The organism is Microbispora sp. GKU 823, from assembly GCF_002027145.1.
In the GTDB taxonomy this organism is placed as follows: Bacteria; Actinomycetota; Actinomycetes; order Streptosporangiales; family Streptosporangiaceae; genus Microbispora; species Microbispora siamensis.
Genome location: NZ_MWJN01000013.1, coordinates 86998 through 111873 on the forward strand (window position 1 = coordinate 86998; position 24876 = coordinate 111873).

The 24876-nt window shown below is 70.6% G+C and carries 25 protein-coding genes and 2 pseudogenes; 18 read left to right on the forward strand and 9 right to left on the reverse strand.

The window, feature by feature from the left end; genetic code table 11:
• Window positions 1–128 precede the first annotated feature (128 nt).
• Window positions 129–1658, reverse strand: coding sequence for a serine hydrolase (locus tag B1L11_RS10080; RefSeq protein ID WP_256862387.1), 1530 nt, complete (start codon window positions 1656–1658; stop codon window positions 129–131).
• Window positions 1659–1922: 264 nt separating this feature from the next.
• Here B1L11_RS10080 and B1L11_RS10085 point away from each other — a divergent pair, with 264 nt between their 5' ends.
• Complete coding sequence (locus B1L11_RS10085) at window positions 1923–3116, forward strand: glycosyltransferase family 87 protein (RefSeq protein ID WP_079314228.1); 1194 nt, start codon at window positions 1923–1925, stop codon at window positions 3114–3116.
• A gap of 84 nt (window positions 3117–3200) precedes the next feature.
• Here B1L11_RS10085 and B1L11_RS10090 read toward each other — a convergent pair whose 3' ends face one another.
• Window positions 3201–3992 (reverse strand): deoxyribonuclease IV, encoded by a 792-nt coding sequence (locus tag B1L11_RS10090; protein WP_079314229.1) that lies wholly within the window; start codon window positions 3990–3992, stop codon window positions 3201–3203.
• 180 nt (window positions 3993–4172) lie between these two features.
• Here B1L11_RS10090 and B1L11_RS46675 point away from each other — a divergent pair, with 180 nt between their 5' ends.
• Window positions 4173–4349 carry a hypothetical protein gene (locus tag B1L11_RS46675; protein ID WP_179155065.1) on the forward strand — a complete coding sequence of 59 codons (177 nt, stop codon included), beginning with the start codon at window positions 4173–4175 and terminating at the stop codon, window positions 4347–4349.
• An 11-nt stretch (window positions 4350–4360) separates the two neighbouring features.
• Here the strand turns inward: B1L11_RS46675 and B1L11_RS10100 are convergent, their stop codons facing one another.
• Window positions 4361–4693, reverse strand: a complete 333-nt coding sequence (locus B1L11_RS10100; protein WP_079314231.1) for a hypothetical protein — start codon at window positions 4691–4693, stop codon at window positions 4361–4363.
• A 184-nt stretch (window positions 4694–4877) separates the two neighbouring features.
• On the opposite strand from B1L11_RS10100, the gene rpsF reads away from it, so the two are divergent.
• The 7 genes and pseudogenes from rpsF (at window position 4878) to B1L11_RS10135 (ending at window position 9279) form a co-directional block, all read left to right on the forward strand.
• On the forward strand, window positions 4878–5168 hold the full coding sequence (rpsF, locus tag B1L11_RS10105) for a 30S ribosomal protein S6 (protein ID WP_030508619.1): 291 nt from the start codon (window positions 4878–4880) through the stop codon (window positions 5166–5168).
• Window positions 5169–5270: 102 nt separating this feature from the next.
• Window positions 5271–5804, forward strand: coding sequence for a single-stranded DNA-binding protein (locus B1L11_RS10110; protein WP_079314232.1), 534 nt, complete (start codon window positions 5271–5273; stop codon window positions 5802–5804).
• Window positions 5805–5890: 86 nt separating this feature from the next.
• The gene (gene rpsR / locus B1L11_RS10115; RefSeq protein ID WP_076439843.1) at window positions 5891–6127 is read left to right on the forward strand and encodes a 30S ribosomal protein S18; all 237 of its coding nucleotides are present in this window, start codon (window positions 5891–5893) and stop codon (window positions 6125–6127) included.
• A gap of 19 nt (window positions 6128–6146) precedes the next feature.
• Window positions 6147–6593 carry a 50S ribosomal protein L9 gene (gene rplI, locus B1L11_RS10120; RefSeq protein WP_079314233.1) on the forward strand — a complete coding sequence of 149 codons (447 nt, stop codon included), beginning with the start codon at window positions 6147–6149 and terminating at the stop codon, window positions 6591–6593.
• A gap of 175 nt (window positions 6594–6768) precedes the next feature.
• Window positions 6769–7649: pseudogene (locus B1L11_RS54665) on the forward strand (ABC transporter substrate-binding protein).
• A complete protein-coding gene (locus tag B1L11_RS10130) occupies window positions 7646–8542 on the forward strand; it encodes an amino acid ABC transporter permease (protein ID WP_079314234.1) in 897 nt (298 codons plus the stop codon). The pseudogene B1L11_RS54665 and the gene B1L11_RS10130 overlap by 4 nt, the downstream one beginning before the upstream one ends.
• Window positions 8539–9279, forward strand: coding sequence for an amino acid ABC transporter ATP-binding protein (locus B1L11_RS10135; protein WP_079314235.1), 741 nt, complete (start codon window positions 8539–8541; stop codon window positions 9277–9279). The genes B1L11_RS10130 and B1L11_RS10135 overlap by 4 nt, the downstream gene beginning before the upstream one ends.
• Window positions 9280–9444: 165 nt before the next feature.
• On the opposite strand, the gene B1L11_RS10140 is transcribed toward B1L11_RS10135, so the two are convergent.
• Window positions 9445–10767: an MATE family efflux transporter gene (locus B1L11_RS10140; protein ID WP_079314236.1), complete on the reverse strand. Its 1323-nt coding sequence runs from the start codon at window positions 10765–10767 to the stop codon at window positions 9445–9447.
• 336 nt (window positions 10768–11103) lie between these two features.
• Between B1L11_RS10140 and dnaB the strand changes: the two genes are divergently transcribed.
• Complete coding sequence (gene dnaB, locus B1L11_RS10145) at window positions 11104–12426, forward strand: replicative DNA helicase (RefSeq protein WP_143737165.1); 1323 nt, start codon at window positions 11104–11106, stop codon at window positions 12424–12426.
• Window positions 12427–12522: 96 nt separating this feature from the next.
• Here the strand turns inward: dnaB and B1L11_RS10150 are convergent, their stop codons facing one another.
• Window positions 12523–12948 (reverse strand): ester cyclase, encoded by a 426-nt coding sequence (locus B1L11_RS10150; RefSeq protein ID WP_079314237.1) that lies wholly within the window; start codon window positions 12946–12948, stop codon window positions 12523–12525.
• A 76-nt stretch (window positions 12949–13024) separates the two neighbouring features.
• Here B1L11_RS10150 and B1L11_RS10155 point away from each other — a divergent pair, with 76 nt between their 5' ends.
• From B1L11_RS10155 to B1L11_RS10175, 5 genes and pseudogenes are all read left to right on the forward strand, one after another.
• Window positions 13025–13654, forward strand: a complete 630-nt coding sequence (locus tag B1L11_RS10155) for a TetR/AcrR family transcriptional regulator C-terminal domain-containing protein (RefSeq protein ID WP_179155067.1) — start codon at window positions 13025–13027, stop codon at window positions 13652–13654.
• A gap of 104 nt (window positions 13655–13758) precedes the next feature.
• A complete protein-coding gene (locus B1L11_RS10160) occupies window positions 13759–14376 on the forward strand; it encodes a DedA family protein (RefSeq protein ID WP_079314239.1) in 618 nt (205 codons plus the stop codon).
• The gene (locus B1L11_RS10165; protein ID WP_079314240.1) at window positions 14360–15445 is read left to right on the forward strand and encodes a sensor histidine kinase; all 1086 of its coding nucleotides are present in this window, start codon (window positions 14360–14362) and stop codon (window positions 15443–15445) included. The genes B1L11_RS10160 and B1L11_RS10165 overlap by 17 nt, the downstream gene beginning before the upstream one ends.
• Window positions 15436–16079 (forward strand): annotated as a pseudogene (locus B1L11_RS10170) (response regulator). Before B1L11_RS10165 ends, B1L11_RS10170 begins: the two are co-directional and overlap by 10 nt.
• Before the next feature lie 78 nt (window positions 16080–16157).
• Window positions 16158–17222: a serine hydrolase gene (locus B1L11_RS10175; RefSeq protein WP_179155068.1), complete on the forward strand. Its 1065-nt coding sequence runs from the start codon at window positions 16158–16160 to the stop codon at window positions 17220–17222.
• 43 nt (window positions 17223–17265) lie between these two features.
• Here the strand turns inward: B1L11_RS10175 and B1L11_RS10180 are convergent, their stop codons facing one another.
• Complete coding sequence (locus tag B1L11_RS10180) at window positions 17266–17820, reverse strand: PadR family transcriptional regulator (protein ID WP_079314241.1); 555 nt, start codon at window positions 17818–17820, stop codon at window positions 17266–17268.
• Between the two features lie 95 nt (window positions 17821–17915).
• On the opposite strand from B1L11_RS10180, the gene B1L11_RS10185 reads away from it, so the two are divergent.
• Together B1L11_RS10185 and B1L11_RS10190 are read left to right on the forward strand one after the other, a co-directional pair.
• Window positions 17916–18473 (forward strand): hypothetical protein, encoded by a 558-nt coding sequence (locus B1L11_RS10185; protein WP_204051104.1) that lies wholly within the window; start codon window positions 17916–17918, stop codon window positions 18471–18473.
• Window positions 18474–18487: 14 nt separating this feature from the next.
• Window positions 18488–19795 carry a carotenoid oxygenase family protein gene (locus B1L11_RS10190; RefSeq protein ID WP_079314243.1) on the forward strand — a complete coding sequence of 436 codons (1308 nt, stop codon included), beginning with the start codon at window positions 18488–18490 and terminating at the stop codon, window positions 19793–19795.
• Between the two features lie 24 nt (window positions 19796–19819).
• Here the strand turns inward: B1L11_RS10190 and B1L11_RS10195 are convergent, their stop codons facing one another.
• Window positions 19820–21337 (reverse strand): N-acetylmuramoyl-L-alanine amidase, encoded by a 1518-nt coding sequence (locus B1L11_RS10195; protein WP_079314244.1) that lies wholly within the window; start codon window positions 21335–21337, stop codon window positions 19820–19822.
• 189 nt (window positions 21338–21526) lie between these two features.
• Here B1L11_RS10195 and B1L11_RS10200 point away from each other — a divergent pair, with 189 nt between their 5' ends.
• Window positions 21527–23461 (forward strand): family 10 glycosylhydrolase, encoded by a 1935-nt coding sequence (locus B1L11_RS10200; RefSeq protein WP_079314245.1) that lies wholly within the window; start codon window positions 21527–21529, stop codon window positions 23459–23461.
• On the opposite strand, the gene B1L11_RS10205 is transcribed toward B1L11_RS10200, so the two are convergent.
• Both B1L11_RS10205 and B1L11_RS10210 read right to left on the reverse strand, forming a co-directional pair.
• Window positions 23458–24195: a metallophosphoesterase gene (locus B1L11_RS10205; RefSeq protein ID WP_256862390.1), complete on the reverse strand. Its 738-nt coding sequence runs from the start codon at window positions 24193–24195 to the stop codon at window positions 23458–23460. The two genes, B1L11_RS10200 and B1L11_RS10205, sit on opposite strands and share 4 nt — an antisense overlap.
• Before the next feature lie 152 nt (window positions 24196–24347).
• Window positions 24348–24812 carry an SRPBCC family protein gene (locus tag B1L11_RS10210; RefSeq protein WP_079314246.1) on the reverse strand — a complete coding sequence of 155 codons (465 nt, stop codon included), beginning with the start codon at window positions 24810–24812 and terminating at the stop codon, window positions 24348–24350.
• Between the last annotated feature and the right edge of the window lie 64 nt (window positions 24813–24876).

The following is a 24876-nucleotide window of genomic DNA, read 5'->3' on the forward strand; positions in this document are numbered from 1 at the left end:
CGAATCGGATCCTGCGCCGCTTCCCCGAGCCGAAGCCGCGAGAGCGGCTTCAGCCGAGCGCAGGCGACGGACCTGCCCGACTCGGTGAAGCCGCTCGAATTCCCGCCTTCGGCGCCTCGGCGAGGTGTTCAGCTCTCCGGCTGAGCCGGCTCGGCCTGCTCACCGCCGAACACCTCCGCGAGGAGGCGCTGGGTCGCCTTCTGGAACGCCGCTGCCATGGACAGGTCGGCGTCGTCGACATAGTTCAGCGCGGCGGTCAGGGTCGTGCCGCCGTCGGGCGTGCTGTACATCAGCGCCGCGTGACCGGCGATGCCGCCGTTGTGCGTGATGACGGTGCCGCCGCCCGGCGCCTGCTGGACGAACAGGCCCAGGCCGTAGCCGGCCTTGGATTCCGGCGTGCACATCTCGGCCAGCAGTTCGGCCGGCAGCAGCGTGCCGTCCAGCAGCGCGGAGATGAAGGTGTGCAGGTCGCGGGTGGTGGAGATCATGTCGCCGCCGCTGGAGATCCAGGAGGGGTTGTGGCGGGTGACGTCGACCGTCCGAGTCTGGCCGTCCTCCTCGTAGCGGTAGTAGGCGTGGGCGTGCGGTTCGGGGATGTCGGTCTCGCTGGTCGGCTGGACGGTGCCCGACAGGCCGAGCGGCCCCAGGATCCGCCGCTGCATCTCCTCGGCGACCGAGCGGCCGGTGACCTTCTCGATCAGCAGCCGGGCCAGCACGTAGTTGGTGTTGGAGTAGCTCCAGTCGGTGCCCGGCTCGAACCGCGCGGGCTTGGACAGCGCCAGCCGGACCAGTTCCTCGGGCCGGTAGGTGGTGAACCGGTTGTCCACCCACTCCTTGCCCGCGGTGGTGGCGGGGATCCCCGGCGCGAACGTCCCGTCGTCGTAGTACTCGCCGGTGAAGTTGAACACCCCGCTGGTGTGCTGCAGCAGCATCCGCACCGTGATCCGCCCGTCCAGGTCGAACTCGGGGAGATAGGCGGCCACCGGGGTGTCCAACGCGATCCTGCCCTCGGCCACCAGTTGCAGCACCAGGGTCGCGGTGAAGGTCTTGGTGTTGCTGCCGATCCGCACGTGTCCGTCGACGGGCGGCTTCTCGGCGTGGCCCAGCTCGGCCGCCCCGGCGCTGCCGGCCCACTCGCCCCGCTCGTCGTTCACCCGCAGCGTCACTCCGACGAAACCGGAATCGACGATCTCCTGGAGGAGCTGCCGCAGCTCCGGGCGATCCTGCCCCGCAGCGGCCTTCGGCACGGCCCCGCCGTCCGCGTCGAGGGCTTCGGTGATCTTGCGAGCCATCTCCACCATGGTGGGGCTGGGCTCGCCGCGGTGGGAGCGGGCGGCTGCTTCGACGGCGACGAGAACCGTGCGGCGGAAGTTGTCGGCCTCGGCCGGATCCTGCTGCTTGAGCAGGCTCATGGCCGCGGTCAGGGCGGGCAGCACCTGGTCGGCGAGCTCGGCCACGGTCTTGCCGTACTTCACGCCCTTGGGCGCCTTGGTGAGCACGTGCCCGACCAGGCCGGTCGCGGAGGTCAGTGCGATGGAGCCCTCGGTGCCGGCCTTGTGGGCCGAGCCGGCGGCACCGGCGGCGGACATCAGCGAGACGGCGCCCCACGCCGCGACGCGCAGGGTGAGCTTGTCCTGGTCGGTGAGGGTGACGGACATGGTTACGCGCTCCTTGGATTCGTGACGAAGGTTCGACGGAACGGATGGATCGTTCAGGTCGTCCGAGAGAGTTCTCACTCAGCCGGCCGCGATCGCCGGGCCGTTCCATGTCGTTCACCTTCGCCGACGGCGCTGATACCGGGCCGTCGCCGTGCTGACGCCGCCGCTGACACGACACCGCATGTTCTCCCCGCATGCGGGAGCCGTCGGAGCGGAGGTATCGCGTAGCGTCGCGTGAGAGTGTGCGACGAACGGGGGAGAGCGATGCGCCGGAGGCCACCATGGCTCCTGCTGCTGGTGTGGGCCGTGACCAGGGGGATGCTCCTCCTCGTCGCGACCCAGACCATCCCCACCGGGCACGGCGAGTCGTTCAGGAACGACGTCACCCTCTACCGCCACTGGTCCGACGTCCTCATGGAGGGGGAGTTCCCTGCGGGTGACGAGAAGTGGCAGTATCCGCCGTTCGCGGCGCTGCCGCTGCTCGCCCCTCGCCTGCTGCCGCTGGACTACCACGTCGCGTTCTACCTGCTGGCGGTGCTGTGCGACCTCGTGATCCTGCTCCTGCTGTGGCGGTTCTCGACCTCCCGCCGCGGCGGGGGCCGTACGGGCCCGTGGGCGTGGACCATGGGCGCGGCCCTGCTCGGCCCGGTGCTCGTCTCCCGGTATGACCTCATGGTCACGCTCGTGGCGGTGCTCGCGCTGACGACGTCGGCCAACCCGGCGGTGCGCGGGTCGCTCATCGGCGTCGGGCTCCTCGTGAAGGTGTGGCCGGTCGCGCTGCTCGCCGGACTGCGACGGTGGCGCGAACTGCTGACCGCGTCGGGGCTCACGCTCGTCGTCGCGGTGGCGGGATGCGGCGTGGCCGCCCTCGTCCTGCCGCACGCGCTGGACTTCCTGGCCGCGCAGGAGGAGCGGGGGCTGCAGATCGAGTCGCTGGCCGCCACGCCGTTCGCGCTCGCCCGGGCCCTCGGCTGGTGGGACGGCTACACCACCTACCAGCACGGCGCGATGGAGGCCGTGGGCGGCGGCGTGGGCGTCGCGACGTTGCTCAGCCTGGCCGCCACGCCCGTGGCGCTGGCGCTGGTCGGCCTGTGGTGGCTGCGCGCGGCCCCGAGCCCGCGGTCGTACTACGACGCCGCGCTCACCACCGTGCTCTTCCTGGTCGCCACCAGCCGGGTGCTGTCGCCACAGTATCTCGTTTGGGTGATCGGCATCGCCGCCGTCATCCTGTCGGTGCGGCGCGACCGGCCGGGCCCGACGCAGCGGCCGGCCGCCCTGCTCGTCATGGTCGCCGCCCTGCTCACGGGGATCATGTATCCCTGGGTGGAGCAGGACTACAGCTGGACGGGCGCCTGCCGGGGACGCTCGTGCTGGTGCTGCGCAACCTCGTCTTCCTGGCCGCGGCCGTCACGTCGTACGTGCAGTTGTGGCGCGCCACGCGCAGGCCTTATCGGGTGAGGCAGGGGCGGGGCCTTCAGGCGGCCCTACCCGCTTCCTGAGGGGTTCAATCCGCAGAGTTATCCACAGGGTGTGGACGACTGTCTACAGGTGCTTGCGCAGGAACGCGATGTCGTCGGCCTGGCCCTCGAACGGCGTCTCGACCACGATGGGCGCTCCGGCCGTCCGGCAGACCTCCAGGATCGACTCGGGGTCGATCTGCCCGCTGCCGAGGTTGGCGTGACGGTCGGCGCCGGAGTCGAACGCGTCCCGCGAGTCGTTGCAGTGCACGAGGTCGATGCGGCCCGTGATCGCCTTCACCCGCTCCACGAGCCCGGCGAGCTCCTCGCCGCCCGCGTGGAAGTGACAGGTGTCCAGGCAGAAGCCGACGACCGAGGGGTCCGGCGCCCCCGCCGTCACCGCGTCCCACAGCCGCGCGATGCGATCCAGCTTGCGCGCCATCGCGTTGCCGCCGCCGGCCGTGTTCTCGATCAGCACGGGGATCGGGCACTCGGTGCGCTCGAAGACCTTGCGCCAGTTGTCGAAGCCGGTCTGCGGGTCGTCGCCCGCGTTGACGTGCCCGCCGTGGACGATCAGGCCCTTGGCGCCGATGGCCGCCGCCGCCTTGAGATGCGCGTCGAGCAGCTTGCGGCTCGGGATGCGGATGCGGTTGTTCGCGGTGGCCACGTTGATGACGTACGGCGCGTGCACGTAGACGTCCACGTCCGAGGTGCGCAGGGCGTCGGCGGTGGCGGGTGTCACCGGGCCCTTCCACCCCTGGGGGTCGCCGAGGAAGAACTGCACCACGTCGGCGTCGCGGGCCGCCGCGTGCGCCAGCGGGTCGTCCTGGTCGACGTGGGCCCCGATCCGCGGGCGGGAGCCACTGTGGCTGTCCATGCCGTTCCTCCACCGTTGCGTGCGTGTCAAGGGGCTGCCGGACGCGGGGGGCGAACTCTATGCGCTCTCCAAGAGCGTTTCAAGAGGACACGCTGTTTCAAAAGTGCGAACCAGGGCAGTCGCGTGTCGCGCGCCCCCGAAACCCGCGCGCGATACTACTTCGTCGCCAAGGAGACGAGCATGAGATATCGCTTAGGCAGCTTCATCCTTCTCATCTACATCCTCGTCGGCCTTTACGTGGCCTGGCTCCACAACTACATCACCCCCACGCTCCTCAAGCAGGTCGCCCAGGCCCTGATCGCGGTCTTCCTGTGGTTCCTCGTGCTGCTCGGCGTGGACCTGCACATCGGCGGCTGAGCCGGCTCTTCTCAGCTGCGCAACGTGAATCCGCGGGGGAGGAAGCCCCCGTGCGCGATGCCCAGCGCGGCGCCCACGAACGACCCCACGATCCCCACGATGATCAGCGACCGCTGTCTGGAGGTCGACGAGACGAACTGGGCGTACAGGCCGCCCCAGAATCCGATCGCGCCCACCCATGACGCGATCATGTGGGCTGTCACGATGAAGCCCGTGACGAACGCCACCAGGCCGCACACCAGCGTCGCGATCGTCATCGCGTTCTCCCGCGGGTGCGGCCTGCCGTCCGTGTTCAGCGTGAGATGAACGGGGTGCCTTCTCTTGCGGCCGATGGCGTGTCGCATCGCGCCTACCCCCTCTCCGACCTCCAGTTTCGCTCTCCGGGACGGGTACGGCCAAGTGGCTGGTAGCCTTATTCGACTGCGTCTGATAAGGGCCGGGGGCATTGCCGCCCGGCGTGAGGCGCAGGGTCCTCCTGTCACGGCAAGGCGTCGTGACCGCAAGAGTCCAGAGGAGGTTGGATCACACATGCGTCGCTACGAGATGATGGTCATTCTCGACCCGTCCCTCGACGAGCGCACCGTGCAGCCGTCGCTCGACCAGTTCCTCACCGTCGTCCGCAACGACGGCGGCACCGTGGAGAAGGTCGACGTCTGGGGCCGTCGCCGCCTGTCCTACGACATCGCCAAGAAGTCCGAGGGCATCTACGCCGTGGTCGACCTGACCGCCGAGCCCGCCACCGTGAAGGAGCTGGACCGCCAGCTCAACCTGAACGAGGGCATCCTCCGCACCAAGGTCATCCGCCCCGAGCTCCACTGAGCTCCAATGGCAGAACCCCGAAGCCCGGCGATTTGTCGGGCCAGGGCCGTACTCTGAGCCCTTGACGGCTCAGCTGACGGGATAGGAAGGCGAAAGCGACCGATGGCAGCAGGCGACACCCAGATCACGATCGTCGGCAATCTTGTCGACGACCCGGAGCTGCGCTTCACCCCGACGGGGCAGGCCGTGGCCCGGTTCCGCATCGCGTCCACTCCGCGGTTCCTCGACAAGCAGACCAACGAGTGGAAGGACGGCGAGGGCCTGTTCCTCACCTGCAACGTCTGGCGGCAGGCGGCGGAGAACGTCGCCGAGAGCCTCCAGCGCGGCATGCGGGTGATCGTGCAGGGACGGCTGCGCCAACGGTCGTACGAGACCAAGGAAGGCGAGAAGCGCACGGTCTACGAGGTCGAGGTCGACGAGGTCGGCCCCTCGCTGCGCAACGCCACGGCGAAGGTCAACAAGACCTCCCGCCAGGGCGGTGGCGGCGGCTTCGGAGGCGGCCCGGCCAACGACCCGTGGGCGACCGCGGCGCCCGCTCCGCAGGGAGGCTACGGCTCCGGCGGTGGCGGCGGCTTCGGCGGCCCGCAGGGCGGTGGCGGCTTCGGCGGCGACTTCAGCGACGAGCCGCCCTTCTAGGTCACGGGGGCCTTCCGGTCCCACCACCGTAAACACAACCGAGCGACCATTCCCGCGACATGCGGGGCTCTGAGAGGAGCACCACGATGGCGAAGCCGGCAGTCCGCAAGCCCAAGAAGAAGGTTTGCCTTTTCTGCCACGACAAGATCTCCTACGTCGACTACAAGGACACGGGGCTGCTGCGGAAGTTCATCTCCGACCGCGGCAAGATCCGTGCCCGCCGGGTGACGGGCAACTGCACCCAGCACCAGCGCGACGTGGCGACCGCTATCAAGAACGCCCGTGAGATGGCCCTGCTGCCGTACACGAGCACCGCGCGCTGAGAAAGGAGACTCAGGACAAATGAAGCTCATCCTCACGACTGAGGTCTCCGGCCTCGGCGCTCCCGGCGACATCGTCGAGGTCAAGGACGGCTACGGCCGCAACTACCTCATTCCCCGTGGCTTCGCCATCCGCTGGACCCGCGGCGCCGAGTCGCAGGTCGCCTCGCTGAAGAAGGCGCGTGCCGCCCGCGAGATCCGCGACCTGGGCTCCGCCAAGGAGGTCGCCGGCCAGCTCGGCGCCCTCAAGGTGCGGCTCAAGACCCGCGCGGGCGAGTCGGGCCGGCTGTTCGGCTCGGTCACGACCGGCGACATCGCCGAGGCCGTCAAGGCCGCCGGCGGTCCGCAGCTCGACCGCCGTCGCATCGAGATCGGCAACGCGATCAAGAGCGTCGGCACCCACAAGGTGAGCGTCCGGCTGCACCCGGAGGTCGCCGCCACCCTCGATGTCGAGGTGGTCGCGGGCTGACACCCGTCGCAGTCCGTCGAGGGCCCTTCTCCGTACGCCGGGGAGGGGCCCTCGCGCTTCTCCGAGCCGCCCGGCGAGGCGATTCCCCTCAGGTAAACACGGGTTATACGGAACGCTAGTATCTTGCCGTCCGATTTAGCGGATTTCGTGGAAAGACCCCCTGATGGAGGCTGTGATGCGCCGTCCCTCACTCCTGCTGGCGTCCGGCGCCCTCGTGCTGGCGGCCGCCGCCTGCGCTCCGGCGGACGACACCTCCACCAGCGCGAGCGTCGCCGCGAGCCCGGCCGGTTCCGCCGCCGCGAACGCCTGCGCCAAGGAGAGCCTGAAGCTCACCACTCCCGGCAAGCTCACGATCGGCACCGACAAGCCGGCGTACGAGCCGTGGTTCAAGGACGACAACCCCTCCAACGGGCAGGGCTTCGAGAGCGCGGTCGCCTACGCGGTGGCCGAGAAGATGGGCTTCACCAAGGACGAGGTCACCTGGACGGTCGTGCCGTTCGACTCGTCGTTCGCCCCGGGGCCCAAGCAGTTCGACTTCGACGTCAACCAGATCTCGATCACCCCCGCGCGGCCAAGGCCGTCGACTTCAGCCAGGGCTACTACACGGTCAAGCAGGGCGTCGTGGCCCTCGACGGCACGAAGTTCGCCTCCGCCACGAGCCTCGCCGAGCTCAAGGACGCCAAGATCGGCGTCCAGGCCGGCACGACCGCCCTGGAGGCGGTGCGCTCGGTCATCCAGCCCAGCAACGAACCGAGTGTGTTCAACCAGCAGGTCGACGCGGTCAACGCGCTGAAGAACAAGCAGATCGACGCGATCGTCGTCGACCTCCCGACGGCCTTCTACGTCACCGCCGCCCAGGTGAAGGGCTCGAAGATCGTCGGCCAGTTCGCCGCGAACGGCGGGCAGCCGGAGGAGTTCGGCCTGCTGTTCCAGAAGGGCAGCCCGCTGGTGAGCTGCGTCGACAAGGCGCTCGGCGACCTGAAGTCGTCCGGTGAGCTGGCCCAGATCGAGAGCCAGTGGCTGACCGCCGCCGCGGGCGCTCCGGAGTTGAAGTGACCGACGGGCAATCGGCCGCGGCGGCTCCAGAGGACACGGGATCGCCCGTCTGGGTGAAGAGCGAGCGGCAGCTCCGCCGGGAGGCGGAGTTGCGCGCCCGCGGGCGGCGGTCGGTCTCGGTCGCCACCGCGTCCACGATCGTCGTGGTGTTGGCCCTGATCGTCGCGATCACCTCGTCGCCGGGGTGGCCGCGGGTCCGGGAGACGTTTCTCAGCCCTGAGGCGTTCGTCGCCGCGCTGCCCGACGTGCTGCGCGGGATCCTGCTCAACATCAAGATCTTCCTCATCGCCGAGGCGTTCATCCTGGTGCTGGGCCTCCTCGTCGCGCTGGTCCGCGGCCTGCGGGCGCCGGTGTTCTTCCCGCTGCGCGCCCTGGCCGTGCTCTACACCGACGTGTTCCGCGGCATTCCGACCATCCTGCTCATCTACCTGGTCGGGTTCGGCATCCCGGCACTCGAACTACAGGGCGCGCCGAGTGACCCGGTCACGCTCGGCATCATCGCGCTCGTGCTGTCCTACGGGGCCTACGTCGCGGAGGTGTTCCGGGCGGGGATCGAGTCGGTGCACCCCAGTCAGCGGGCGGCGGCGCGGTCGCTGGCCCTGAGCCACGGCCAGACCATGCGTTACGTGGTGCTGCCGCAGGCCGTCCGCCGGGTGGTTCCGCCCCTGCTCAACGACTTCGTCGCCCTGCAGAAGGAGAGCGCGCTGGTCTCCGTGCTCGGCCCGCTGGAGGCGCTGCGGCAGGCGCAGATCCACAAAGACACCGATTTCAACTTCACGCCCTACCTGGTCGCCGCGCTGCTGTTCATCGCACTGACGGTGCCGATGGCGCGGTTCACCGACCATCTCGCCGCACGGACCGCCCGGCGCCAAATGGGAGGCGGCACGGCATGAGCCTGCTCACGATCGAGGGCGTCTGGAAGCACTACCACGGGCAGAGCGTGCTGCGCGGGATCGACCTGGAGGTCGCCCCGCACGAGGTGGTCTGCCTGATCGGCGCGTCCGGCTCGGGCAAGTCGACGCTGCTGCGCTGCGTCAACCTGCTGGAGACGATCGACGACGGCGCCATCTACCTCGACGACACCGAGATCACCGACGTCCGGGCCGACGCGGACGACGTGCGCCGCCGTATCGGCATGGTGTTCCAGGCGTACAACCTGTTCCCGCACATGACCGTGCTCGACAACATCACGCTCGCGCCGCGCAAGGTGCACGGTGTGCGGCCGGAGGAGGCCGAGGCGCGGGCACGGGAGCTGCTCGACCGGTTCGGACTGGCCGACAAGGCGGGGGAGTACCCCGACCGGCTGTCCGGCGGCCAGCAGCAGCGCGTCGCCGTCATCCGCGCGGTCGCGACCAACCCCCGCCTGCTCCTGCTCGACGAGGTCACCTCCGCGCTCGACCCCACGCTGGTCACCGAGGTGCTCGGGGTGATCCGCGAGCTCAAGGAGACCGGGATGACGATGATCCTGGCCACCCATGAGATGGGCTTCGCCCGCGACATCGCCGACACCGTGTGCTTCCTGGAGGGCGGCGTGCTGCTGGAGAGCGGCCCGCCCGAGCAGATCTTCAGCGCGCCGGAGCATCCACGCACTCAGGCGTTCCTCCAGCGCGTGCTCGGTCGTGTCCCGTGATCTTTCTCGCCTACTGCGGTCGTCCAGACGGCGCCTCGCTGCGTTCTCGTCGTCGCCCATAGCTCCGCTATGGGCTCCTCCTCGGCCTTGCGACGCATCCGTCTGGCCGATCCTCGCTACGGCAAAAGATCACGGGACACTCCCTGGAGGCCCGCCGCATGTGAGTCAGGCGGCCGTCCCGCCGGTGACCATCCAGGTGGTGCCGTACGCGCGGAGGGCGAGCGTGACGAGCCGGGCGGCCATCCAGACGCCGAGCGCGATCCACAGGGCGACCAGGGTGCCCGCGACGGCGGCGAACGGCAGGTAGGCCAGCGTCGTCCACAGCCCCGCCCAGGCGAGGTAGCGCTGGTCGCCGGCCCCGATGAGCACCCCGTCGAGCACGAACACGACGCCCGCGATCGGCTGCAGGAGCGCGACCGGCCACAGCACGGCGAGCAGCTCGGTGGCCGCCTCTCCTCGCGCGTCGAACAGGGCCGGGACCAGCGGGCGCGCCAGCAGGACGGCCGCGCAGAACACGACGCCGCACCCCACGCCCCACATCACCATGCGCCTGGTGGCCGCCCGGGTGCCCGACGTGTCGCCCGCGCCCAGCGCGCGGCCCGTGATGGCCTGCCCCGCGATCGCGATGGCGTCGAGGGCGAAGGCGAGGAACGTCCAGATCCGGGCGGCGATCGTGTGCGCGCCGATCTGGTCATCGCCCATCCGGGTGGCGATCGAGGTGGCGACGAGCAGCACGGCCTGCAGGCATGCCGTACGGACGACCAGGGCGAACCCGGCGGCGCCGGCGGCCCGCACTCCGGCGAGGTCGGGCAGCAGCGAGGCGCCGTGCGCCCGGGCGGTCCGCACGACCAGCGCGAGGTAGGTCGCGGCGGCCAGGGACTGCGCGACGACCGTGCCCCAGGCCGACCCGGCGATCCCCCAGCCGAGGCCGAGCACGAACCAGACGTTGAGCAGCCCGTTCAGTACGAACGACGCGACGGACACGGCCAGCGGCGTGCGGGTGTCCTGCAGCCCGCGCAGCACGCCGGTGCCGGCGAGGACCAGCAGCATCGCGGGGGTGCCCAGGAGGCTGATGCGCAGATAAGTGACGGCCTGCGTGGCGAGCTGGCCCGTCGCTCCGAACAGGTGTACGATAAACGGAGCAAGAGGCCAGCACGCCACACTGACGGCCAGGCCGATGATCGCGGCCAGCCACAGGCCGTCCATCCCCTGGCGCATCGCCTGCCTGACGTCCCCCGCCCCCAGCCTCCGCGCGACCGCGGCCGTGGTGGCGTACGCGAGGAACACGCACAGCCCGACGAGAGCTGACAGGGCCGCGCTGGCCACGCCGAGAGCGCCGAGCGCAGGATCGGGGAGGTGGCCGACGATGACGGAGTCGGTGAGCAGGAAGAGCGGCTCGGCCACCAGTGCCCCGAACGCCGGGATCGCGAGCCTGAGGATCTCCCTGTCGTGGGCACGGCCGTGTCCCGTTCCGGAGGTAAGTGGCATAAGCCTATTTTGCGGCTTACGGAGCCATGCTCGATCGGTATCGCGAATCTCCGGTGACTTTCTTTCTTCCACAGGCCGTGGATATCGAAATCCCAGGTGGGAGCGGATCTCCTCGACGCGGTCACATCGCTGTCCACAGGGTCGTCCCCAGGGTTTTCACATGTCCGGGGAGCGGACTGCACACGTTGTCCACAGGGTTGTCCACTGGTCAAGTTGCCGCCCGGCCCTGGGGTTGGGGAGACTTGCGCACCGGGCTGGGGTTGCCGTGACCGCTGGGCAGGGGGTGTGAGGGTGAGCGTGCTCGACTTCCCGGGGGGATCGGGAGGCTCCGATTCGATGTTCGAGCGGACGCCGCCGCACAACATCGAGGCCGAGCAGTCGGTGCTGGGCGGCATGCTGCTGTCCAAGGATGCCATCGCCGACGTCATCGAGGTGCTGCGCGCCGACGACTTCTACCGGCCGGCCCACCAGATCGTCTTCGAGGTGATCACCGACCTGTACGGCCGGGGCGAGCCCGCCGACTCGGTGACCGTCTTCGACGAGTTGCAGAAGCGTGGCGAGGTCGCCCGGGTCGGCGGCGGTGCGTACCTGCACACGTTGACCGCGATCGTGCCCACCGCCGCCAACGCCGGCTACTACGCCAAGATCGTCCGGGAGCAGGCCGTCCTGCGCCGCCTCATCGAGGCCGGCACCCGCATCGTCTCCTACGGGTACGGCGGCCAGGGCGAGGAGGTCGACGACCTGGTCGACCGCGCGCAGGCCGAGATCTACAAGGTCACCGAGCGCCGCACGTCCGAGGACTACCTCCCGCTTTCGGAGATCATGCCGTCGGCGCTCGACGAGATCGAGGCCATCGGCAGCCGCGGCGGCCAGATGGTCGGCGTCCCTACCGGCTTCCAGGACCTCGACGCCCTGACCAACGGCCTCCACCCCGGCCAGATGATCGTCGTGGCCGCCCGCCCCGCGATCGGAAAGAGCACCCTAGGGCTGGATTTCGCCCGATCTGCGGCGATCAAGCATGGGATGACCACGGTCATCTTCTCGCTGGAGATGTCGCGCAACGAGATCACCATGCGTCTGCTGTCCGCCGAGGCTCGGGTGGCGCTGCACACGATGCGCTCGGGCATGATGAGCGACGACGACTGGACGCGGATGGCCCGCCGCATGGGCGAGGTCGCTGAGGCGCCGCTGTTCATCGACGACTCCCCGAACATGTCGATGATGGAGATCCGGGCCAAGTGCCGCCGCCTCAAGCAGCGTCACGACCTGCGTTTCGTGATCGTCGACTATCTCCAGCTCATGAGCTCGCCCAAGAAGACCGAGAGCCGTCAGCAGGAGGTCTCGGAGCTGTCCCGGGCCCTGAAGCTGCTGGCCAAGGAGCTTGAGGTGCCGGTCATCGCGATCTCCCAGCTCAACCGTGGTCCCGAGCAGCGTACGGACAAGCGCCCGCAAGTGTCGGACCTACGTGAATCGGGCTCCATCGAGCAGGACGCCGACATGGTCATCCTGCTGCACCGGGAGGACGCGTACGAGCGGGAGTCGCCACGCGCGGGCGAGGCGGACCTGATCGTGGCCAAGCACCGAAACGGCCCCACGGCCACGGTCACGGTGGCCTTCCAGGGCCACTACAGCCGCTTCGTGGACATGGCCACTCACTGACGTCGTCATCATGCGCCGACCGCGCGGCGGGCACGCGTCCGACCGCGAGGCCGCCGGGGCGGGAACCTGAGGCCTTCGGGCCGACGGCGTCAGCGGTCAGTCGACCTCGGGCCAGTCCCAGCCGAGCTGGAAGAACATGCCCAGGCGGTCGCTCACCGCGCGCATCTCGGAGATCTTCCCGTCCCGCAGGGTGAGGATGAAGATCGCCTCGACGGTGAACGAGCGGTGGGTGGGCTCGGGCATGCGCGGGTGGGAGCCGGAGTTCACCCCCGACATCGTCAGCCGCACGGCCACCCGGTCGCCCTCGCCGATCATCTCCTCGACCTTCAGGTGGAACGGGTCGAACGCGTCGAGCTGCTGGGCGATGGCGTCGAACGCCGCGCCCGGCTCGTCGGGCTCCCCGTGGATCACCTTGTTGTGGTCGATCACGTCGTCGGTCATGTAGCGGCGCAGGTCGCCCAGCCTCCGGTCGTTGATCGCGTCGAACAGCCCTTGGACGACGGTCTTCGCGGCGGTGCTCATGGGTGCTCCCCTTCGTTTTCTTACGGTGTAAGAGGACGATATTCTTACGACGTAAGAGACGTCAAGTGGAGGATCGATGCCGCGAGTGGGACTGTCCCGGGAGAAGGTGCTCGCCGCCGCGCTGGGCCTGGTCGACAGGGAGGGCATCGCGGCGCTGTCGATGCGCAAGCTCGGCGCCGAGCTGGGCGTGGAGGCGATGACGCTCTACTACTACGTGCCGAACAAGGACGCCGTCCTGGACGGGCTCATCGACATGGCGGTCTCGCGGGTCACGGTCGAGCCGGTGGGCCCGTGGCGGGAGTGGCTTCGCGCCTTCGCGGTCGCGATCCGGCGGGAGCTGCTCGCGCACCCCGCCCTGCTGCCGCTGGTCGCCACCCGGCCGGTGCTCGCGCCCGGCGGTCTCGCGACCGTGGAACGGATGGCGGCCGCGCTGCGGGCCGAGGGGTTCGGCGCACTGGAGGGGCTCCAGCTCGTCAACGCGGTGGCGACGTTCGTCGTGGGGCACACGCTGGCCGAGGCCGGACGTACGCCGGGGCACGACGAGCCGGACGTCGCCGGCGTGATGGAGAGCCTCGACCCGGGGGAGTATCCCGTGCTGGCCGAGGCGCTGCGCGCCGGGCTCGGCACTCCCGAGGACCATCAGGAGCGCTTCGACCGCGCGCTCGACGCCCTGCTCCGGGGTCTGGCTCCCCGCGCCACCCTCTAGATCACGCCGACTGGCCGTACGCACGGCGGCTGTGGTTTTCCCCACCCCTGAACGGCCACGCGCCTCATGGTGGCTCTACCCTGATCGTTCCTAGTCTCGGGCGCATGACGGAATGGCTGATTCACCTGATGGAGCTGCTCGGCGCGCCGGGGGCCGCGATCGCGATCGCGCTGGAGAACCTCTTCCCGCCCCTCCCCAGTGAGGTGATCCTGCCGCTGGCCGGTTTCACCGCCTCCCGGGGAGAGATGAACCTGCTCGCCGTCCTGCTGTGGACCACGGCCGGCTCGGTGGCCGGGGCGCTGGCGCTGTACTGGGTGGGCGCGATGCTCGGTCGTGAGCGCACGCTGGCCCTGGCCGCGCGGATCCCGCTGCTGAAGGTCTCCGACATCACCAAGACCGAGGCCTGGTTCCTCAAGCACGGGCGCAAGACGGTGTTCTTCGGCCGGATGATCCCGATCTTCCGCAGCCTGATCTCCGTTCCCGCCGGCGTGGAACGCATGCCGCTGGGCGTCTTCACGCTCCTGACCACGGCAGGGAGCCTGCTCTGGAACACCCTCTTCGTACTGGCAGGCTGGACGCTCGGCGAGAACTGGTCTCTGGTGGAGAAGTACGTGAGCGTGGGCACCAACGCGGTCGTCGCCACGGTGCTGCTGGCCGTGCTGGTCTTCGTGGGCGTACGGCTGAGTGAGCGGCGCAAGGGGCGGCATGCGCTGGACGGTTAGAGCGCTGAGGCTCGTCGGGGCGGTGGCCGCAGGCGCGGTCACCGCCCTTCCGGGGTTGGTCTTCGTCCTGGTGGCGGTGCCGTTCGCCGGCCGTCCCGCGGTGCGCGCGACGGCCGCACGGCTGACCGGCCTGGAGTTGCGGCGGCTGCGCCTGGACCTTCCGGGCCGCACCGAGGAGGGTGAGCTGCGCTTCCTGGCCGCCCGGGCGCCCGTGGGCCTCCTGGGCGGCCTGGTGGTGCTGCTGCTGGTGGTCGGCGTCGGTATGGCGGTCAGGCTGGCGTGGTCCTGGGGGCGCGGGGAGGCGTTCGACGGCATGCTGCCCACCCCGCCGTTGCTGGCCTACTTCCTCCTCGCGGGCGTCGTCCTGCTTTTCCTGGACGTGTCCGGCCTGGTGGGGGTGGACGCGCTGGAGCGGCGGCTCGCCGTACGCCTGCTCGCTCCCGACCCCGCCGAGGTGCTCCGGCGGCGGATCGCCGAGCTGACCGAGAGCCGCGCCGGGGTGGTCGCGGCGGTCGACGCCGAGCGGCGGCGGATCGAGCGCGATCTCCACGACGGGGTGCAGCAGCGGCTGGTGGCGCTGTCCATGCTCGCGGGACGCGCCCGCCGGGGCCGCCCCGAGCTGCTGGAGCAGGTCCACGAGCAGGCTCAGCAGGCGCTGGTCGAGCTGCGCGAGGTGGCCTGGCGGGTGTACCCGTCGGGGCTGGACGCGCACGGGCTGGGGGAGGCGCTCGCCGGCGTGGCCGAGCGGGCGCCGGTCAAGGTCACGGTGACCTGCGCGCTGCCGGAGCGGCCCCCGTCGGTGGTGGAGGCCGCCGCCTACTTCGTGGCCAGCGAGGCGGTGACGAACGCGGCCAAGCACTCCGGGGCCACCCTGGTCACCATCGACGTACGTCAGGAAGGCACGATGGTCGTCGTGCGAGCGGAGGACGACGGCGTGGGCGGAGCCGACGCCACCGGCGGCGGGCTGACCGGGCTGGCGCGGCGGGTGGCCGCGCTGGACGGCCGGTTCACCGTGACCAGTCCGCCCGGCGGGCCCACTGTGATCGAAGCGGAGTTGCCGTGCGGGTGATGCTGGCCGAGGACTCGGCGCTGTTGCGCGAGGGCCTGGTGCGGCTGCTGAAGGAGGAAGGCCACGACGTCCTGGCCGCGGTGGGCGACGCCGACGCGCTCCTGGAGGCGGTGGACGGCGACAGGCCCGACGCGGTGGTGGTCGACGTACGCATGCCGCCCACCCACACCGACGAGGGCCTGCGCGCCGCGCTGGAGATCCGGCGGCGCGGCCGGAGGTCAAGGTGCTGGTGCTGTCGCAGTACGTCGAGAAGAAGTACGCCACCGAGCTGATGAGCGGCAGCATCGACGGCGTCGGCTATCTGCTCAAGGACCGCGTGGCCCAGGTCGGCGACTTCCTGGACGCGCTCGAGCGGGTGGGCGCGGGCGGGACGGCGTTCGACCCGGAGGTGGTGCGCCAGTTGCTCGCGCGCACCAGCCACGCCGACCCGCTGGCCCAGCTCACCGCCCGCGAGCGCCAGGTGCTTGAGCTCATGGCCCAGGGCCTGACCAACGCCTCGATCGCCCAATCCCTGCACGTCTCGCAGAGCGCGGTGGAAAAGCACGTCAACGCGCTGTTCGACAAGCTCGCGCTGTCGCACACGACCGGCTACAGCCGCCGGGTCCTGGCCGTGCTGCGCTACCTCGGCTCCTGAACCGCTGCGGTTTTCCGCAGGTCGAGTGGGCGGCGCACCGCATTCCTCCGCGAAGCCGATCTCCATAGCGTTGATCACATGATGCAGACGATGACGAACGTGCTGGTGGCGATGACCGTCGCGGCGGGCGGCCAGGCCGTGGACGTACGCCCCGACCTGGAGAAGATCGTCGCGGGCGGCGGGGCGACGGCCGCCCTGGCGCGGGTCTCCGACGGCGGCCACACCTGGTCGGGCGCCGCGGGCGTGCGCGACATCGAGCGCGGTGGACGGCCGTCGCCCAACGGCTACTTCCGGATCGGCAGCGTCACCAAGACCTTCGTCGCGACGGTGGTGCTCCAGCTCGTGGACGAGGGCAAGGTGCGGCTCGACGACCCCATTGACGAGTACCTCCCCGGTCTGGTGCCGGGCGGCGAGCAGATCACCGTCCGGCGGCTCCTCAACCACACCAGCCACCTGTACGACTACATGAGCGAGCCCGGATACTCGACCAACCGCTGGCGCGGCGACGCCCGGTTCCGCTCCTACGAGCCGCGCGAACTGCTCAAGGTGGCCTTCGCCAAGAAGCTCCCCGACGACGGGAAGTGGCACTACTCCAACACCAACTACGTCGTGCTCGGGCTGTTGGTGGAGAAGCTGACCGGCCACCCGTACGGCGAGGAGGTCACGCGCCGGATCCTGCGCCCGCTGGGGCTGCGCCACACGGTGGTGCCGGGCGACCGTGCAGGGCTGCCGTCACCGCACGCCAAGGGGTACGAGCCGCTGCCCGGCCTGGTGGACGCGACGCGGATGAATCCCTCGCTGGACTGGGCCGCCGGGGAGATGATCTCGACCGCCGCGGACCTGGAGCGGTTCATGTCGGCGCTGCTCGGCGGCAAGCTGATCAGCGACGCGTCCTTGCAGGCGATGCGCACGACGGTGGAGACGGGAGCCGGATTCGGCTACGGGCTCGGGCTGCAGGCCTACCGGCTCCCGTGCGGCACGGTGTGGGGGCACAGCGGGGAGCTGATCGGTTATCTGACGTTCGCGTTCCGGTCGGACTCGGGCACGTCGCTGACCCTGTCGATCAACCCCTCTACCCGCAACCCGACGACCCCGGAGGTCATGGGGATCGCCGTCAAGGTGTTCTGCGGGTCGGCGGGCTAGTACCCGGCGCACACGTTCCGGTACGCCGGGGCCCCGGGAGTTGTCACTCGGCCCCGGCCTGCCCGGCCTTCTCGTGTTCGAGTGCCCCCACCCGCCCGGCCGCCCACTCGGCCCAGTCGCGCTGCGCGGCGGTCAGGCGCAGGCCCCACTCCAGCGCGATGTCGCCGTAGAGCCGCAGCGCGTCGTCGCCCTGGCTGATCACGAACTCGCGGATGCCGCGGAGCTGGTCGTGCTCGTGGACGGCCCGCTCGGCCAGCCGCTCCAGGTAGCCGCGGGCGGCGTCGGCGCCGACCTGGTCGAGGAAGAAGACGCGCAGCAGCATGTCGCTGCGCCGGCTCAGGGTGGGCGGCACCTCGACCAGCCAGTGGCGCAGCTCGGCCCGGCCCTCCTCGGTGATCTCGTATTCCTTGCGCCCGCGCGGGCCCTCCGCCGCGACCCTCACCAGCCCTTCCTTGGCCAGCCGGCCGAGCTCGGCGTAGAGCTGGCTCTGGGTCGCGGGCCAGACGTTCTCCAGGGACAGCTCGAAGGTCTTCAGCAGGTCGTACCCGCTGGCGGGCCCGGCCGACAGGAGGCCGAGCATGGCATGACGAAGGCTCATGGGTCCGATCGTACATTCCTGTGTTGACATGTCGCTAGCGGAGGTTCTACTTTCGACATGTCACTCATGGAATGTCGAACCTAAGGAACTCCCCCGTGCTCCGTTACGTCCTGACCTTCCTCCCCTGGATCGCCTTCGCCGTTCTCAGCACGAACGGCGAGGCCCGTTTCGGAGCCGCGGCCGCGCTCCTCGTCTCGATCGTGCTGCTCGCCATCGACCGCAGGGCGGGGCGCGGCTGGGACGAGATGGTCATCGAACTCAGCTCTGGGGTGTTCTTCGCCGGTCTGACGCTCGCCGCGTTCACGGTCACGCCGGCACCCTTCGGCGAGTACGGCCCGGCCGTCTCGGTGGCCTGGCTGGCCCTCACCGCCTGGGGGTCGCTGGCCATCCGCAAGCCGTTCACGCTGGGCATCGCCCGCCGGACGACCCCGGCCGAGGTGCAGGCGACCCCGCTGTTCTACCGGGTCAACGCCGTCATCACCGCCGTGTGGGCGGTCGGCTTCACCCTCAACGCCGTCGGCCTCGCCCTGCTGCTCGCCTTCGCCCCGCACGCCACCGCCGCGATCATCGCGGTGAAGGTCTGCGGCTTCGCGCTCCCCGCCCTGTTCACCATCCGCTACCCCCAGATCGTCCGCGCCCGCTACGCCGCCTGAAGGGAGTCACCGACATGACCGCCTCCTACCTGACCGGCCGCCTCGCCCCCGTGTCCGACGAGATCGACGCGATCGACCTGCCGGTCGAGGGCACGCTGCCGCCCGAGCTCACCGGCCGCTACTTCCGCAACGGCCCCAACCCCCGCCCCGGCGAGGACGGCGGGCACTGGTTCGTCGGCCACGGCATGATCCACGGCATCCGGCTGCGCGACGGGCGGGCCGAGTGGTATCGCAACCGCTGGGTCCGCACCACCCGCTTCGCCGGCGCGCCGTACGTGCACGAGCGCGGCGTCGACCTCGCGGCCGTCCCCGCCAACACCCATGTGATCCGGCACGCCGACAAGATCCTCGCGCTCGTGGAGAACGGCCTGCCGTACGAGATGACGCCGGAGCTCGACACGGTCGGCCCCTGCGACTTCGGCGGGCGGCTGGCCACGGCGATGACCGCCCACCCGAAGGAGGACCCGATCACCGGGGAGCTGCACTTCTTCGGGTACGGCTGGGCCGCGCCCTATCTCACCTATCACCGGCTGTCGGCCGACGGCGAGCTGGTGGAGAGCCGGCCGGTGGACGTGCCGGGGCCCACCATGGCCCACGACTTCGCGATCACCGAGCACCACGTGGTGTGGCTCGACCTGCCGGTCGTCTTCGACTTCGACCTGGTGGGCCGCGGCATGCCGTACCGGTGGGACGACGCGTACGGCGCGCGGCTGGGCGTGATGAGCCGCGGGACCGGCGACGTGCGGTGGTTCGAGATCGACCCCTGCTACGTCTTCCATGTGGGCAACGCGAGCGAGGACGAGCACGGGCGCGTCGTCGTCGACGCGGTGCGCTACTCGCCGGGGGCGTTCTGCGGCTTCTGGCCCACCATCGGGGGCGCGGCCAACCCGGCCGCCCACACCGGGGGCGCGGCTCTGCACCGCTGGACGCTCGACCCCGCCATCGGCATCGCGAAGGACGAGCCGCTCGACGACCTGGACGTGGAGTTCCCGACGATCAACGAGACCCGCACCGGCCTGACCAGCCGTTACATCTACGCGGTCGGCAAGGGCGCGATCGTGAAGTACGACACCGCGAACGGCACGAGCCGGGCCCACCGGACGGGCGAGCGCTCGCCCGGCGAGGCCGTGTTCGTCCCCGCTGCGGGCGCCAGGGCCGAGGACGAGGGCTGGCTGCTGTCGATCGCGGGCACCGAGCACGGCGCGGAACTGCTCGTGCTCGACGCGTCGGACCTGGCCCAGGTGGCGTCCGTACGGCTGCCGCGCCGGGTGCCCGCCGGATTCCACGGCTCGTGGATCCCCGACGACGTTCCCGGAGCGTGAGCCGTACGGACGCTCATCGGGGGATCAGACCCGGGTGACGCGGACGGCGTCGGCCACGACGTAGCCCGTGCCCGAGGTCCAGCGACTGACGCCGACGGCGTTGTAGGTGCCGGCGTTGAGGGAGAACGTGCCCAGGCTGCGCCAGGTGCCGCCGCCGGAGCGCTGGTCGACGTAGACCGTCTGGTTGCCGCTCGACGTCGCCACGATGTACGGCGCGGAGGAGTTGTAGCCGGGGTCGGACGGATACCAGACCTCGACCCGGTAGGTGCCCGCGCTGGGGACGGCGACCTGATACCAGGCAGGATCGCTGGCGGCCACGGGGTTCGCGAAGCGGTAGTCGGCGCCGTAGCGCTGGCCGGAGTAGGACGAGGTGCCCCAGTTCGCGCTCGCTGTGAACTGGCCGCTCGAATTGTCCACCGTGGCCGACCACGACGGGGTGCCGCCGCCGGTCACGTAGTTCATGTAGGTCGTCCAGTTCCAGTAGGAGCCGGGGTCGGTGTGGGTGGCGCCGGGCACCTCGTTGTGGCCGATGATGTGCGCGCGGTCCTTCGGGATGCCGTACTTGTCGCAGATGGCGCGGGTCAGCGCCGCGGAGGCGCGATACATGGCGTCGGTGAACCACGAGGCGTCGCTGATGTAGCCCTCGTGCTCGATGCCGATGGAGCGGGTGTTGTAGGACCAGTTGCCCGCGTGCCAGGCGATGTCCTTCTCCCGCACCGTCTGCGTGATCTCGCCGTTCGACGACTTGACCACGTAGTGCGCCGAGACCTGGGCGGCGGAGTTCTGGAACCAGGAGATCGTGCCGGCGTACGAGCCCTGGGTCACGTGGATGACCACCCGGTCGATGGCGTAGCTCGACGGGCGGCTCGATGCGGTGTAGTTGGCGGAGCTGGCCGGCACCCACGCGGCGGGGCCGTAGTCGGTGCTGAGCGTCTCCACCGGGGAGTTCAGGTCGCGGACCCGGGCGTACGCGCCGCGGTCCGCGGTGACCTCCCGCGGCGCGACCGTGACGCCGCGGGCCTTGATCCCGAGGCCGAGCTGCTCGTAGACGGAGTCGGCGTAGAGGCGGGCGACCTCGGGTGAGGCGGCGTTGGAGTATCGGGCCACGGCCTGATACCAGCGGCCGGCGTCCTTCCTCGCGGTCTCGTCGAGGCCGAGCTCGTCGGCGTGGGCGCGCAGCAGGGCCGCGCCGCCCATGACGTTGGCCTCGGTGTCGGAGCGCAGCGTCTCGACCGGCAGCCCGGTCAGCTCGGCGGCCTTCTCCAGGGCGTGGACCGTGGGGTTGCTGACCAGGTGCATGACGCCGTAGCCGCCGCTGGCGCTCGGCTTGCCGCCGTGGTCGTCCAGGTGGGTCTCGGCGTAGGCCACGGCGACCAGCAGGTCGCGCGGCACGTCGTGCGCGGCGGCGGCGCGGTCGAACGCCGCGGGAAGCGGGGTGGGCCCGGCCGCCATGGCGGGCCGTCCGGTGAGGCCACAGAGGACGAGGAGGGCGGCGAGGACGGTGGCGGTGAGGGCGGCTAATCGGGCGAGGGGGAGACTCATGCGGGGCTCCTGGTGAGGGGGGTGACGGCTGCACCGTATGCCAGTTCTGACACGATGTCGATAATTGACATCACAGCCGTGTAAGAAGAAACTTTCCGCCTTCGTCGTCGTGCTGTGACCGGATTTGGGCCCCCTCCGATCGGCTGAAAACTATTGCATGGTCAAGGGAAGGCGTTGAAACTTCCCTTCGTGACCACGCTTCCGCGTACCCTCCTGGCCACGTTCATCGTCCTGGTCGTCACTCTCGTCACTCCCCGGTCCGAAGCCGCGGCGGCCTGCGCCACGGACCCCGCGACGCCCAAGCGGCAGCTGCGCGCCATGTGGATCTCCACGGTCGCCAACATCGACTGGCCCAGCCGCACCGGCCTGAGCGTCTCCGCACAGCAGGCCGAGCTGCGCTCCTGGCTCGACCTGGCCGTCAGCAAGCGCATGAACGCCGTGATGGTGCAGGTGAGGCCCACCGCCGACGCCTTCTGGCCCTCGCCGTACGAGCCGTGGTCGCAGTGGCTGACCGGTGCCCAGGGCCGCGACCCCGGCTACGACCCCCTGGCGTTCCTGGTGGCCGAGGCCCACGCCCGCGACCTCGAGCTGCACGCCTGGTTCAATCCGTACCGGATCGCCAACGACGACGACCCGGCCACGCTGGTCTCCACCCACCCGGCCCGCGTGCATCCCGACTGGCGCTTCGCGTACGGCGGCAAGCTCTACTACAACCCCGGCATCCCCGAGGTCAGGGCCTTCATCGAGGACGCCATCATGGACGCCGTCACCCGATACGACATCGACGGCGTCCACCTCGACGACTACTTCTACCCCTATCCGGTGAGCGGCCAGGCCCTCCCCGACTCCGCCACCTTCAGCCGGTACGGCGGAGGCTTCTCCGACATCGGCGACTGGCGCCGGGACAACGTCGACCGGCTCGTACGGGAGCTGGACCAGCGCGTCCACGCGGCCAAGCCGTGGGTGTCCTTCGGCGTCAGCCCGTTCGGCATCTGGCGCAACTCCGCCACCGACCCGCTCGGCTCCCGGACCTCCGGGCTGCAGTCGTACGACGCGATCTACGCCGACACCAGGCTGTGGGTGAAGCAGGGCTGGGTGGACTACGTCGCGCCGCAGATCTACTGGAACATCGGCTACGGCCCCGCCGCGTACGAGGTGCTCACCGCCTGGTGGTCCGACGTCGTCAGGGGGACCGGCGTCGGCCTGGTCGTCGGCCAGGCCGCCTACCGGGTCGGCGCGAGCGGCCAGGACGCCGCCTGGCAGGACCCGGCCGAGCTCAGCGACCACCTCTACGACAACAGGAAGCACCCCGAGGTGACCGGCGACGTCTACTTCAGCGCCAAGGACGTCAGGGCGGACCGGATCGGGGGCTTCTCGGCCCTCGTGGCGGCCCACTACTCCCGGCCGGCGCTCCCGCCCGCGCGGGGCACCGGCAACCCGCCCCCCGCTCCGTCGAGCACCTCCGCCGTCCGCACCTCGACCGGCGTCACCCTCTCCTGGCAGGGCAGCGGCTCCTCGTACGCGGTCTACCGGGTCGACGGCGCGGTCCCGACGGCCGATCCGTGCTCCATCGCCGACGCCCGCAACCTGCTGACCACGACCGGGCAGACGAGCTACACCGACACCACCGCGACGGGCACCGTCACCTACTACGTCACCGCGCTCGACCGATGGCGGCAGGAGAGCGCGCCCAGCGGCGGTGCGACCGCCACCGGGGCGTCCGCGATCGTGGTCGACAACGCCGGGACGTCCTTCACCGCGGGCTCGGCCTGGGGCACCTCGGCCTACTCCGCCCAGCGGTACGGCGCCGACTACCGCTTCGCCACCCCCGTGGCCGCCAGCGACCCGGCCTGGTTCACCGCCACGATCCCCAGTGCCGGGAGCTACCGGGTCGAGGTCTGGTATCCGTCCGACCCCGGCTACAACAGCGCGGCGCCGTACATCGTGGCGACGTCGAGCGGCAACCGTACGGTCGCGGTGGACCAGCGGACGGGCGGCGGCCAGTGGCGCTCGCTCGGCACGTTCACGCTGTCCGCCGGGACTTCGAAGGTGGTCGGCGTGAGCCGGTGGACCTCCGCCACCGGCTACGTCGTCGCCGACGCCGTCCGCATCACGAAGGTCTAGCTAGGGGACGGGCCGGTAGTGCGTGGTGATCCGGCCGTCGTCCAGCACGTGCAGGGCGACGGCGGCGGCAGGTCGTAGTCCACCGGAGGGTGCGCCGAGGTCTCGGACGGCAGCAGCGCGGTGCTGACCACCCCCGGCGCGACCAGCAGCGGCAGCCCGGCGAACGTCGTCGCCGCGGCCGTGTGGGCGTGCCCGGCCAGTACGGCGATGGCGTGCGGGTGGCGGCCCAGGACCTCCGCCAGGCCCTCCGGCCGCCCGAGCCGGATCTCGTCCACGTACGGGATGCCGAGCGCGACGGGCGGGTGGTGCATGCCGACGAAGGCCGGGACGCCGGGGGTGGCGGCGAGCACGGAGTCGAGCCAGGCCAGGGTGTCGTCGTCCAGCGCGCCCTCGGGGCGGCCGGGGATGCTGGAGTCGCACAGCGCGATCGTCGCGTGGTCGAGGTTGAGCGCCTGGTTGACCGGGTGGTCGCCGTCCTGCTCCAGCAGGACCTTGCGGAGGTTCCCCCGTGCGTCGTGGTTGCCCGGGCACAGCACGAGCGGCACGTCGTCACCGGCGATCAGCTCGCGGACGGTCTCGTACTCCTCCATCGCGCCGTGGTCCGCCAGGTCGCCGGTGAGCACGATCGCGTCGGGCCGCAGCGACCGCGCGTAGGTGAGCGCGCGGGCGGCGCGCGAGGTGTTCCGCTCGCTTCCGTCGATGTGGATGTCGCTGACGTGCGCCAGCACGAGCATGGGGTACCTCCGGGGCAATGGTGGGGGCTTCAGCTTCTCACGCCGGAGAGCGGCGGTCAGGACGGACATCGCACCCAGCACTTATGGCATCGAGCCCGCCGCTCTCGACCCGGCGCTCGCGACCGCGGCGTACGCCGAGTCGCCGGAGCCGTTCACGAACCGCGCGTCGACCGCCCGGACAGCCGTTCGGCGAGGATCCGGGCCCTGGCGAGCTGCACCTTCCTCGCCTGGCCCGCCGCGAACCCCACCACGAGCCACGGCGCGCTCAGGTCCAGCCGGTCGTCCATCCGCGTGCCGCCCGCCTCTGGGGACAGGTCGAACCGATAGCCCATGTGGACGCCGCCGGGGCTGCGCACCTGTCCCCGTACGGACAGTCCCCCGGCCAGGTGCTCGGTCAGCAGCGTGACCGCGATGGGGTTGTCGTACTTCAGGCCGAGGAAGCGGAACCGCTCGATGGAGGTGTAGCGCACCACCCCCGGCTCGGAGGTGTCGACGTCCCGCACGGCGACGACGAGCGGCGACAGGCCGATGTAGCTCTCCGGCGTGGTGAGGTGCTCGAACACCTCCTCCGGCGCGGCGTCCACGTGGAACGTGTTGGTCAGCACCCGTGCGGGCACCCTTGTCTCCCCTTATTGGGCGTGGCTTGATGGGGGAATTGTGGCAGGGCCGGATCGCCGCGCG